The sequence below is a fragment of the Haemophilus sp. HMSC068C11 genome (genome assembly GCF_001815355.1).
Lineage (GTDB): Bacteria > Pseudomonadota > Gammaproteobacteria > Enterobacterales > Pasteurellaceae > Haemophilus_D.
Genome location: NZ_KV820375.1, coordinates 1 through 12,752 on the forward strand (window position 1 = coordinate 1; position 12,752 = coordinate 12,752).

At 39.3% G+C, this 12,752-nt stretch carries 10 protein-coding genes; 2 read left to right on the plus strand and 8 right to left on the minus strand.

The features are described 5' to 3' along the window. Positions 1 to 72 precede the first annotated feature (72 nt). The 5 genes from murI to gmk form a co-directional block, all read right to left on the minus strand. On the minus strand, positions 73 to 864 hold the full coding sequence (murI, locus tag HMPREF3020_RS07040; protein ID WP_070776034.1) for a glutamate racemase: 792 nt from the start codon (positions 862 to 864) through the stop codon (positions 73 to 75). A gap of 30 nt (positions 865 to 894) precedes the next feature. Then, positions 895 to 2,976, minus strand: a complete 2,082-nt coding sequence (gene recG, locus HMPREF3020_RS07045; RefSeq protein ID WP_070776035.1) for an ATP-dependent DNA helicase RecG — start codon at positions 2,974 to 2,976, stop codon at positions 895 to 897. Further along, positions 2,976 to 5,096 carry a bifunctional GTP diphosphokinase/guanosine-3',5'-bis pyrophosphate 3'-pyrophosphohydrolase gene (spoT, locus tag HMPREF3020_RS07050; protein ID WP_070776036.1) on the minus strand — a complete coding sequence of 707 codons (2,121 nt, stop codon included), beginning with the start codon at positions 5,094 to 5,096 and terminating at the stop codon, positions 2,976 to 2,978. Before spoT ends, recG begins: the two co-directional genes overlap by 1 nt. 76 nt (positions 5,097 to 5,172) lie before the next feature. Then, on the minus strand, positions 5,173 to 5,439 hold the full coding sequence (gene rpoZ / locus HMPREF3020_RS07055; RefSeq protein WP_005698386.1) for a DNA-directed RNA polymerase subunit omega: 267 nt from the start codon (positions 5,437 to 5,439) through the stop codon (positions 5,173 to 5,175). Between the two features lie 60 nt (positions 5,440 to 5,499). Continuing rightward, on the minus strand, positions 5,500 to 6,126 hold the full coding sequence (gmk, locus tag HMPREF3020_RS07060) for a guanylate kinase (protein WP_070776270.1): 627 nt from the start codon (positions 6,124 to 6,126) through the stop codon (positions 5,500 to 5,502). A 218-nt stretch (positions 6,127 to 6,344) separates the two neighbouring features. On the opposite strand from gmk, the gene gap reads away from it, so the two are divergent. Next, positions 6,345 to 7,364 carry a type I glyceraldehyde-3-phosphate dehydrogenase gene (gap, locus tag HMPREF3020_RS07065; RefSeq protein WP_070776037.1) on the plus strand — a complete coding sequence of 340 codons (1,020 nt, stop codon included), beginning with the start codon at positions 6,345 to 6,347 and terminating at the stop codon, positions 7,362 to 7,364. A 235-nt stretch (positions 7,365 to 7,599) separates the two neighbouring features. Beyond that, positions 7,600 to 9,417, plus strand: a complete 1,818-nt coding sequence (locus HMPREF3020_RS07070; protein ID WP_070776038.1) for an AMP-dependent synthetase/ligase — start codon at positions 7,600 to 7,602, stop codon at positions 9,415 to 9,417. Between the two features lie 47 nt (positions 9,418 to 9,464). Here the strand turns inward: HMPREF3020_RS07070 and selD are convergent, their stop codons facing one another. The 3 genes from selD to HMPREF3020_RS07085 form a co-directional block, all read right to left on the minus strand. Beyond that, positions 9,465 to 10,502 (minus strand): selenide, water dikinase SelD, encoded by a 1,038-nt coding sequence (gene selD / locus HMPREF3020_RS07075; RefSeq protein WP_083315445.1) that lies wholly within the window; start codon positions 10,500 to 10,502, stop codon positions 9,465 to 9,467. Positions 10,503 to 10,564: 62 nt separating this feature from the next. Continuing rightward, positions 10,565 to 11,833 carry an HlyC/CorC family transporter gene (locus tag HMPREF3020_RS07080; RefSeq protein WP_070776040.1) on the minus strand — a complete coding sequence of 423 codons (1,269 nt, stop codon included), beginning with the start codon at positions 11,831 to 11,833 and terminating at the stop codon, positions 10,565 to 10,567. 78 nt (positions 11,834 to 11,911) lie between these two features. Beyond that, positions 11,912 to 12,697 (minus strand): cytochrome C assembly family protein, encoded by a 786-nt coding sequence (locus HMPREF3020_RS07085; protein ID WP_049372907.1) that lies wholly within the window; start codon positions 12,695 to 12,697, stop codon positions 11,912 to 11,914. Positions 12,698 to 12,752 lie beyond the last annotated feature (55 nt).

Sequence of the window (12,752 nt, forward strand, 5' to 3'; positions counted from 1 at the left end):
AAGATCTTTTTGTAAAAAAATGTAAATTTTTTTGCTGTTTGCTTACAAACGCACCAACATGACGAGAAAAAATCATTTTAAAACGGTAATTCCATCAAATCCCCAGAGAGCCAACGCTTGTTCTAATTGGTATTTATTCTCTACATCTTGCGTACAAAAAACCTGATTTTTCATCTCAGATTTTGACCGCACTTCTAATTTATCAAGTAAAAATTGTAGCCGTTTGGCAATAGCAAATCCAGGGTCCATAAAATTCTTCACTTGAGGTAAGCAAATTTGAATTTCATCTTTAATTAAAGGGAAATGGGTACAGCCTAAACAAATCGTATCTAAATTCTCTATTGAGGCCCAAGGAGTTAATTCATTTTTTAATGCAATCAAATCGACCGATTTTCCTTGGATTTTATGCTCTGCGATTTCAACCAATTTAGTCGAGCCTAATCGTTCTACTATACAATGGGAGGCAAACTGATGAATAAGCTCATTAACATAAGGGCGTTTAACCGTGCCCTTTGTTGCCAATAGACCAATATGTTTCGTTTGTGAGATTTCTGCCGCTGGCTTTATAGCTGGTACAGTTCCCACTATAGGAATAGAAAATTGCTCACGCAAAGGCGGTAGCACCACCGTACTCGCGGTATTACAAGCAATCACAATGGCATCAAGTGGATAATCCTGATTAATTTTTTTACAAATATCCAATGTTCGCTGAATGATTGTTTCTTCTGATTTTTCCGAATAAGGGAAACCTGCATTGTCAAAGCAATACAAATAATGGTTCTCTGGCATGAGCTTTTTCGCTTCCCGATAAACGCTTAAGCCCCCCATTCCTGAATCAAAGAAAAGTACCGTTGATTTATTCATTTATAAAACTCTTTCAAAAATAACCGCACTTTAGGCATTCGAATAAATTTCTCGATTATTTAGCCAACGACGGATTAAACTATCTGCCACATCCGGATATTTCACTATTAATGCTTTAGCATAATGTTGAACGGTTGGAATCATTTTACGATCACGCATTAAATTCGCCACCTTAAATTCGGCAATTCCTGTTTGTTTAGTGCCCAACACTTCACCAGGGCCGCGAATTTCTAAATCTTTCTCTGAAATCACAAACCCATCTTGGCTATCACGCAATACTTGTAAACGTTTTTGCGACACTTTACCCAATGGCGGTTTATACATTAGGACACAAAAAGAAGCCGTGCTGCCACGTCCTACTCGCCCACGTAACTGATGGAGTTGTGATAAACCTAAGCGCTCAGCATTTTCAATGATCATGAGACTGGCATTCGGCACATCTACGCCCACTTCGATTACGGTTGTGGCCACAAGCAAATCGAGTTCTGCATTTTTAAAGGCCGCCATAATATCTTGTTTTTCTTGCGGTTTCATTCGCCCATGTACAAGACCAATTTTAAGCATCGGCAACGCTTTCGTTAAATCTTCCCAAATAGCCTCGGCTGCTTGCGCCTCTAACACTTCAGATTCATCAATTAACGTACAAACCCAATAAGCCTGGCGTTTTTCATTTATACAGGCATTTTTTACTCGAGCAACGATTTCATCACGACGCTCTTCTGAAATAACAACTGTCGTAATCGGCGTTCTACCTGGTGGCAATTCGTCAATAATCGACGTATCGAGATCGGCATAAACCGTCATCGCTAACGTTCTCGGGATTGGTGTTGCTGTCATAATCAGTTGATGGGGATAAAATCCTGCTTTTTCGCCTTTTTCTCGTAACATTAAACGTTGATGTACGCCAAAGCGATGTTGTTCATCAATAATTACCAAGGCTAAATCGGCAAATTCTACTTCTTCTTGGAACAAAGCATGCGTACCCACCACCATTTGTACCGCACCGGACTTAATTTTTTCCAGTTCGGCTTGGCGAGCTTTCCCTTTCACCTTACCCGCTAACCAGCCAACTTCAATACCGAAAGGCTCTAACCAACGGCGGAAATTATTCGCATGCTGTTCCGTTAAAATCTCTGTTGGTGCCATTAAAGCCACTTGTTTGCCATTATCAATCGCTAATAAGGCAGCTAAGGCTGCAACTAACGTTTTCCCTGAACCCACATCACCTTGAACAAGTCGCATCATCGGATAGTCTTTTGCTAAATCCTGTTCAATATCGGCCACCACTCTATTTTGGGCATTTGTTGGTTGAAAAGGCAAAGATGCAAGAAAACGTTGCTTCAAATCGGTTTGATAATGCAATGGCAACGCTAAAAACTGCTGCGTACCCAACCGCACTTTTTGCATCGCAAGATTATGTGCAAGAAGCTCTTCAAAGATAAGTCGTTGCTGTGCAGGATGTTGTCCTTTCTCCAAAATATCTAATGAGATATCTGGCGGTGGACGATGCAAAAATCGAATAGCATCCTTTAAGCTAAAAGGATGCGGATTAAATTCATTAGGTAAAATTTCCGTTAATTGGATTTTATCGAGTAAAGCCAATGCTTGATCGGTTAGCTTACGTAATGAATTTTGTTTTAAACCTTCCGTTGTGGAATAAATTGGTGTGAGCGTTTCCTCTAAAACTAATGGCGCATTATCCCGTATAATTTGATACTCAGGATGATGAATTTCCGCCATAAAACGCCCGCGTTTAATTTCACCGAACGCTTTGACGCGCGTACCAATCTGAAAACTATTTTTCATTCCCGCGTTAAAATTGAAAAAACGAAGCATAATCTTGCTCGTTCCATCAGAAAGACTTACGGTTAAAATAGGACGGCGCCCAAAGGCAACTTCACAAGTTTGGACAACACCTTCAATAGTGGCATATTGTTCAGGACGAAGATCGGCAATGGGCGTAATTCTCGTGCGATCTTCATAACGGATTGGTAAATGAAAAAGTAAGTCTTGGAGATTATGAATTCCAATACGGCTTAATTTATCGGAGATTGCCGCGCCTACACCCGATAAAGTGGTTAGAGGAACGGCATCGAGAAGTTGCGTGCTCATTATGCTTCATTAATATTGCGCTTCAAACGAATCACACTGGTAATTTGTTTGATTTTTCGCATAATGTTTTCTAAATGATAGATATCTCTCGCGCCAACTTGGATAATAACTAATAGGACATTATTTTCTAATTCTTCTGTCCAAATACTTTGAATATTACTTTCGCAAGTCGCGACTGCTGTCATGAGACTACCTAATGCATTTTGTTCATTAAGCATTTCAATGTGTAATTCGGCATCAAAATTGACCGCACTTTCAGCCTCTTCCCATTTTGCGGCAGTAAAATCTTTCGTATTACTTGACGCTAAATTAGAACAAGCTTGATGATGTACCACTACGCCTTTCTTCGCTGTGCTTAATGCCACGATCGGATCACCCGGAATTGGATGACAACATTGAGCAAAAGATGCTTTCATTTCACCATCTCGGCTCAATGTTAGTGTGCTTTGCGTATTTTCAGAAACACCATCCACATCAATTTCAATAGCTTCATCCATTAATTGGTGAGCAATAACGCTCGACATTTGATTGCCCACACCAATTTCCTCAAAAAGCTCATTGAGGCTTGAGAGATTCAATTCATTCAATACTGCTTGGATTTTCTCTTCAGAAACTTCAGAGAGATAATGTGGTTTCAACGCCATTTCCAATTGTTTTTTACCAGTTTGAACGGCATCATCTGCACGCAATAATTTTAAGAAATGACGAATACGAGTTCTTGCGCGAGCGGTCACAACAAAATTTAACCAGCTAACGCTTGGATGAGTATTTTCACTGGTTACAATCTCAACGGTTTGACCAGATTCTAAAGCTTGTGATAATGGATAAGGTTTATGCTCTACTACTGCCGCAACACAGTGATTTCCCACATCAGAATGCACTGCATAAGCAAAATCAACAGCGGTTGCACCCATTGGTAATTCAACAATACGACCTTTCGGTGTAAAGACATAGATTTCTTTCGGGAAAAACTCTGATTTTACATTTTCAATAAACTCAAAGGAGTTACCCACGTTTTGTTGAATATCTACTAAGCTTTGCAACCAACGTTGTGCGCGTACTTGAGCGGTGGTGCTATCATTTTTACCGCCTTCTTTATACACCCAATGCGCGGTAATTCCCATTTCAGCGACCTGTTCCATTTCTTCAGTCTGAAGATGAACTTCCACAGGTACACCATGAGGGCCTATCATCGAGGTTTGTAATGCTTGGTAGCCATTTGCACGTGGCACAGCAATATAATCTTTCACTTTACCCGGGCGAGGCTTATACAAACTATGCATTTGCCCTAATCCGCGATAGCAATCATCAACCGAACTCACAATAACGCGGAAAGCATAAATATCCATAATAGAATGGAATTTCTGATCTTTCATGCGCATTTTTTGATAGATTTTATAGAGATGTTTTTCACGTCCCCAAATACGACTTGGAATACCCGCATCCTTAAGGCGTAGTGAAATATCATTAGAAATACGTTGGATCAACTCTTGACGAGAACCACGAGCCTGTTCAACAAATTTTTTAAGCACTTCATAACGGCGAGGATGCATTGCTTCAAAAGATAAATCTTCTAATTCATTCTTGATATGCTCAATGCCTAAACGGTGAGCTAATGGACAATAAATCTCTAAGGTTTCTTTTGCAATGCGACGACGTTTGTCTGGACGTAGCGCTCCCAACGTTCGCATATTATGGGTACGGTCAGCCAGTTTGATTAAGACAACGCGAATATCTCGAGTCATCGCTAAAATCATTTTGCGGAAGTTTTCAACCTGCGCTTCTTGTCGGGTACGGAATTTCAATTTATCTAGTTTAGATACGCCGTCAACAATTTCGGCTACGCTAGCGCCAAATTCATCTTTTAATTGGGATTCGGTATAAGGGGTATCTTCGATAACATCATGCAATAATGCAGCCATGATTGCTTCATGGTCTAGATGCATTTCCGCAATAAGTGAAGCTACTGCAACAGGGTGAGTAATGTAAGGTTCGCCGCTTGAGCGAAATTGTCCTTCGTGAGCATCTCGCGCAATGACGAATGCACGTTTGATTAATTCAATTTTATCGGCGGGCAAATACCCCTGAATAATTCGATCTAAATCTGCAAACAATTCCAAAGGACACCTGACTTTTTTGTAGAGAGAAAGACGAGGCGATCAAAATAGCTTTAATTTTGACCGCACTTTAATGAGATTATTCTGCGATTAACGCTACTGCCACTTCTTCATTACGTTGAGAAGCTGCCGCATCTAAATACTCTTTTGCATCCATGATTTCTTGGTTGATTAACCCTTTTTCGATTTCACGTAATGCGATTACAGTTGGTTTATCGTTATCTTCTGGCACTAACGGCTCACTTTGATGTAACTCTAATTGTCTCGCACGACGAGCGGCGGTTAAAATTAAATCAAAACGGTTACCAATTTTTTCTACTGCATCTTGCACAGTCACTCGAGCCATGTTTTACTCCGATGTTAAAAATAATGTCTATAAAGGGGAAATATTGTACTCAATTCAAGCTTATTTTGCTAGTAGCTGATGAATTAAGTCTGCATTTTCTGTTTGCTGATAAGCTTTGGTCAAGCGCTCTGCCTGCAAAATGCTTTGCAAATCTGCTAATGCCTGTTCAAAATTATCATTCACAATAACGTAATCATATTCATCATAATGCGAAATTTCGCTGATTGCTTTTGACATTCGCTCAGCAATGACCTCTTTGCTATCCTGTCCGCGTCCAACCAAGCGACGCTCCAATTCTGGCAATGATGGAGGCAAAATAAAAATGCTTTTTACAGAAGGTACTTTTTGACGAATTTGCTGCGCACCTTGCCAGTCAATATCTAAAAACACATCAATGCCTTTTGCTAAGTTTTCTTCAATTGCTGGCAATGAAGTGCCGTAATAATTACCGCCAAACACTTTTGCATATTCTAAGAAGTGGCCTTTTTCAATTAAGGTTTCAAATTCTTCTACTGAAACAAAATAATAATGCACACCATGACTTTCACCTGGTCGAGGTAAACGCGTTGTGTGTGAAATAGACACCATTTTTTTCGTGCCTTGATTTTTTTCTAATAACGCGGAAATTAATGATGACTTTCCCGCCCCACTTGGTGCAGAAAGAATGTATAAATTACCTTGAGACATAATTGAAACCTCTTCTTGTTGTTTGTTTTTATTATACAAAAAGAAAATGAAAAGTGCGGTCAAATTTTCATTTGTTTTACCAAATTGTTAAAAAGTGATCGAGATCACAAAAAAGTGGTATATACCCTTTTTTTTATCAAAATGCCCATGCTATAATCCACGAGAACTCGTTAGAGCAACGATTTTGTTTAACTTAAAAAATAGAAGGTGAAAATCTTATGGCTATTAAAATTGGTATCAACGGTTTCGGCCGTATCGGTCGTATCGTATTCCGTGCAGCACAACATCGCGATGACATCGAAGTTGTAGGTATCAACGACTTAATCGACGTTGAATACATGGCTTACATGTTGAAATACGATTCAACTCACGGTCGTTTTGAGGGTACTGTTGAAGTTAAAGACGGTAACTTAGTAGTAAACGGTAAAACTATCCGTGTTACTTCTGAACGTGATCCTGCAAACCTTAACTGGGGTGCGATCGGCGTTGATGTTGCAGTTGAAGCAACAGGTTTATTCTTAACTGATGAAACAGCACGCAAACACATCACTGCTGGTGCGAAAAAAGTCGTATTAACAGGTCCTTCTAAAGATAGCACACCTATGTTCGTACGCGGTGTAAACTTCGGTGCATACGCTGGTCAAGACATCGTGTCTAACGCTTCTTGTACTACAAACTGTTTAGCACCTTTAGCGCGTGTTGTTCACGAAACTTTCGGTATCAAAGATGGTTTAATGACTACAGTTCACGCAACCACAGCAACTCAAAAAACGGTTGATGGTCCATCAGCTAAAGACTGGCGCGGTGGTCGTGGTGCATCACAAAACATCATCCCTTCATCTACCGGTGCTGCGAAAGCTGTTGGTAAAGTATTACCAGCATTAAACGGTAAATTAACAGGTATGGCGTTCCGTGTTCCTACTCCAAACGTTTCTGTAGTTGATTTAACTGTAAACTTAGAAAAACCAGCAACTTACGAACAAATCAAACAAGCAATCAAAGATGCAGCTGAAGGTAAAACTTTCAACGGCGAATTAAAAGGCGTTTTAGGTTACACTGAAGATGCAGTAGTTTCTACAGACTTCAACGGTTGTGCTTTAACTTCTGTGTTTGATGCTGATGCGGGTATCGCATTAACTGACTCTTTCGTTAAATTAGTATCTTGGTACGATAACGAAACTGGTTACTCAAACAAAGTATTAGACTTAGTTGCACACGTATACAACTACAAAGGCTAATCAAAATAGCTAAAAAATTAACCGCTCTTTTTAGAGCGGTTTTTTATTTCTAATCAATTTAAATTTTCTCAATACTTTATATATTCTTTATTGATCATTTCAATATAAAAATATAAAAATAGAAAAATAATATGTCTATTATTTATTCTATATTCACAAAATAATAACATTTTACTAGATTTTAAATTTATTTCGTTTATATTAGCGTACAGTTGTTCGCTCAAATAAGGCTTATATGAATTTAGAACGTCATTTCGTCAATCGAATTCGCCAGCAGGCAAAAACTCGTCAAAATGCAACCGCACTTCGCCATAAAATTAATGGCTTGTGGAAAGATATTTCGTGGAACGCATTCCAACAACAGCTTGATCAGCTTTCATTAGCTTTTCTTGCTTGCAATATTCAAGTACAAGATAAAATTGCGATTTTTGCGCACAATATGTCACGTTGGACAATCGCAGATATTGCAGCGCTTCAAGTCCGAGCTATCACTGTTCCAATTTATGCAACGAATACGGCACAACAGGCAGAATTTATTTTAAATCATGCCGATGTCAAAATTCTGTTTGTTGGCGATCAAGAACAATATGATCAAGCGTTAGAAATTGCACATCAGTGTCCACAGTTACAAAAAATTGTGGCCATGAAAGAACAAATTCAACTGACAGAAACTACCCTTTCCTGCTATTGGGACGATTTAATTCAATTAGGTACAGAAGAATTCCAGACTGAATTTGAAACTCGTTTAGCAAATAAGACAATGGATGATTTATTCACGATCATCTACACATCAGGTACAACTGGTGAACCGAAAGGCGTAATGCTCGATTACAATAACTTGGCGCATCAACTTGAAGCCCATGATATTGCATTAGATGTTAATCAAGATGAGGTTTCACTTTCTTTTTTACCATTTAGCCATATTTTTGAGCGAGCTTGGGTTGCCTATGTGTTACATCGTGGAGCAATCCTTTGTTATCTCGAAGATACCAATCAAGTACGTGAAACATTAACAGAAGTGCGCCCAACCTTTATGTGTGCAGTACCGCGTTTCTATGAAAAAATTTATTCTGCTGTGCTTGATAAAGTACAAAAAGCACCTTTTATTCGTCAGATGATTTTCCATTGGGCGATTGCAGTGGGGCAAAAACGTTTTGAGCTTCTGTCTCAGAATAAAAAGGTCCCGCTCTTCTTGCAAAAACGTTATGCGCTTGCCGATAAGCTAGTACTGTCTAAACTACGTTCATTGTTAGGCGGACGTATCAAAATGATGCCTTGTGGTGGCGCAAAATTAGAACCGACCATTGGCCTTTTCTTCCATAGCATTGGGATTAATATCAAACTCGGTTATGGTATGACAGAAACCACAGCTACCATTTCTTGCTGGGATGACCATCATTTTAATCCTAATTCTATTGGTAAATTGATGCCAAATGCCGAAGTTAAAATTGGTGAAAATAACGAGATTCTGGTGCGTGGCGGCATGGTGATGAAAGGTTACTATAAAAAGCCAGAAGAAACGGCTCAAGCTTTCACCGAAGATGGTTTCTTGAAAACGGGAGATGCAGGTGAATTTGATGCTGAAGGTAATTTATTTATTACCGACCGCATTAAAGAATTGATGAAAACCTCTAACGGTAAATACATTGCGCCACAATATATCGAAGGTAAAATCGGCAAAGATAAATTTATCGAACAAATTGCGATTATTGCCGATGCAAAAAAATATGTTTCAGCGTTGATCGTACCTTGTTTTGATAGTGTAGAAGAATATGCGAAAAAACTGAATATTAAGTATCAAGATCGCATGGAATTACTCAAACACTCTGAAATCATCAAAATGTTTGAGCAGCGCATCGAAAGCCTTCAAAAAGAACTGGCACACTTCGAGCAGGTGAAGAAATTTACGCTACTCTCTCAGGCATTTAGCGTCAAACTTGGTGAAATCACCCCTACGCTCAAATTACGCCGAAAAGTAATTATGGAACGTTATCGTCATATTATTGATTCGATGTATTCCAACAATAAAGAGAATAAAGAAAATAAAGAATAAAAAAGTGCGGTGAAATTCACCGCACTTTTTATTTTGACGAAAATGATTTATTCGACTTCTACCAGCACACCTTCTTGGTAAGGTTTCAATACACCAACCTCACTAAGCTCAATGCCCGCTTTTTTCGCAATCTCTAAGATTTCCGCTTCACTTTCAGGTTTAACCGCAATCAACAAGCCACCTGAAGTTTGAGGATCGCAAAGTACCGCCTTTTGATAATCCGTAAGAGGACCGATTTTATGACCATAGCTTTCAAAGTTACGGTTGGTTCCACCTGGTACACAACCTTCAGCAATATAATCAGCTACGCCATCTAATAATTTGATTCTATCAAAATGCACAATCGCATTAAGATTTGAGCCTTCACAAATTTCAGCTAAGTGTCCTAACAAACCAAAGCCAGTAACATCCGTCATGGCGGTTACACCAGCAACTTCTGCAAATTGGCTGCCAATCAGGTTCATTTGACACATGGCTGCCGTTGCCAAGCCTTGATGTTCTGGTTTTAATTTGCCTTTTTTCTCTGCAGTAGTCAGCACACCGATACCTAATGGTTTGGTTAAATAAAGCTTACAACCTGCTTCTGCTGAGGCATTACGTTTTACACGATCCGTTGCAATAACGCCTGTTACCGCTAAACCAAAAATGGGTTCTGGCGCATCAATCGAGTGTCCACCAGCCAGTGAAATCCCCGCTTGATGACAAGCAAAACGGCCACCATCAACAATCTTCTGTGCCACTTCTGCCGGCAATTTATTAATCGGGAAGCCTAGAATGGCAATTGCCATAATTGGCTTACCACCCATTGCGAAAATATCACTAATGGCATTGGTTGCAGCAATGCGACCAAAATCAAAAGGATCATCCACAATCGGCATGAAGAAATCCGTGGTACTGATAATTGCTGTACCATTACCAAGATCATAAACCGCTGCGTCATCCGCCGTTTCGTTCCCGACCAACAAATTAGGGTCAGTAAATTTTTCGATTTCTGTCTGTAAAATTGTCCCTAACACCTTAGGCGAAATTTTACAGCCTCAACCTGCGCCGTGGCTATATTGTGTTAAACGAATCTCATCCGTCATACTAAATCCTTGCTAAAATCACATACCCTTTAAGCTAAAAGTGCGGTCAGAAAATTTGGTGTTTATGATGCCAACTTCTCCACTTTCGCTTGTTTAATCATATTATCGCTGACTTCCAAAATCGTAATTTTCAAGCCATCAATTTCACAAATCGTTCCTTCATCAGGAATATCTTCAAGATGTTCAAGAATCAAACCATTAAAGGTTCTAGCGTCTTCTGTATCCAATTCCCAACCAAACATTTTATTTAAATCTCGAAGATTTGCCGAGCCTTCAATAATTATTGAACCATCAGATTGGTGCACCACTTCTTGTTCAATAGACGGCGCCATGGAAGTGGTGAAATCACCTACAATTTCTTCCAAAATATCTTCAAGAGTCACTAACCCTTTGATATCACCATACTCATCCACCACTAAGCCAATACGTTCTTTTTTCGTACGGAAATTATCTAATTGTGTTTTAAGCGGGGTACCTTCAGGAATGAAATACACTTCATCGACGGCGCGTAATAAGGTTTCTTTGGTAAATTCATTTTTTTCCAATAACAAACGGAAAGCTTCACGCACACGTAAAATTCCTAACACTTGCTCATCAAGGCTGCCTTTATACAGCACAATTCGATTATGTGGCGCATGAGTAAGCTGACGCATAATGGCTTTCCAATCATCGTCAATATCAATCCCACCAATTTCATTACGTGGCACCATAATATCGTCCACGGTGATGGTTTCCATATCTAAAATGGAAAGCAACATTTGTGGATGCTGTTCATCCGGTGTGGCTTCTCCCGCTTCCGATACAATACTTCTTAATTCATCGCGGCTAATCACTTGTTTTTGTAAATCAGGTTTTAAGCCGACAATTCGCATTAAGGTTTTCGTAAAAATATTCATCAACCAGACTAATGGATAGAATACTTTTAACAATAGCGACAAAATGTGACTTGAAAACAAGCCCACTTTCTCTGGGTGCATCGCCGCAACCGTTTTAGGGAAAATTTCAGAAAAAACAAGCATTACAAAGGTTAATAAACCCGTTGCGATTGCTACCCCCGCATCACCATATAAACGCATACCAATCATGGTTGCAATAGCTGACGCACTAATATTCACAAGGTTATTAAAGATCAGAATAAAACTTAACAAGGTATCAGGCTTTTCAAGCAGCTTTTCTGCTTTTTGCGCCCCTTTATTGCCTTGTTCCGCCATAAAACGAAGGCGATATTTATTGAGAGAGAGTAATCCGGTTTCTGAGCCGGAAAAATAGGCTGATAAAACTAAACAAATAATGAGTGTAATAAATAAAGTACTAAGGGGGATACTGTCCAAGGGTAAATCCTTTTGTTCGTTAATCAACAAAAAGTGCGGTTATTTTCACCGCACTTTTTACCTGTTCTTTGATTTTGATTAAATCAAACGGCTACCAAAATAGCCAATCGTGAGCAGAATGATACCTGAAATTGCGTAAATAATCATCCTTTTTCCACGCCAGCCTAGTCGCCAATGACCAAAACAAGCAATCCCAAAACTAATCCAAGCAAGGAAAGAGAAAATCGCTTTGTGCAGATTTTCTGGAGTTACCGCTTGTAATACATGATAAGTGCCCGAAATTAGCGTCAGCGTGAGTAAAACTTCTCCCATCGCAAATAAACAGAAGAAATGACGTTCTACCGCCATTAATGGTGGAATTGCTGGTGAAAATTGGATTTTACGCTTTTTCAAATTACGGTCTAACCAGACCAACTGAATCACATAAAGCGTTGCAATAAAACAAACCGCATAGGTAAAAAGCGACAAGCCGATATGGAACAACATCAATGTGTTCTGATTCAACATTTGGATGATGTGGCTTGATAAGAATGTCGCAAAGATCAAGCTAATGATCGAAAACGCATACACAATTGGTAAAACAAACCACATTGTCGAAACGAGAAACATTGAAAGCGTCGCCAATCCGGCAATAACTGCGCTCATTAAGGACGCAATTCCCATTAACGTAAAACGTTGTCCTGAGGCAAGATCCTCTAACAAAGGGAACGTGCTGACAGCATGTAGAATAATGGCTGCAAGTGCGGTCAGAAAAAACGGGATTTTACTTTGACTCAACTTCCCTTCTGACGAGTTCATCAAAAACGGGGCGATCAGCAATAGACTAAGAATGTAAAAAATAATCGAAAAAAGGGCAAACCACATAATGCGTTCTCTTTACTAGGAAGTATTCTTATTTTAACGGATCTTTTCTCTAGAT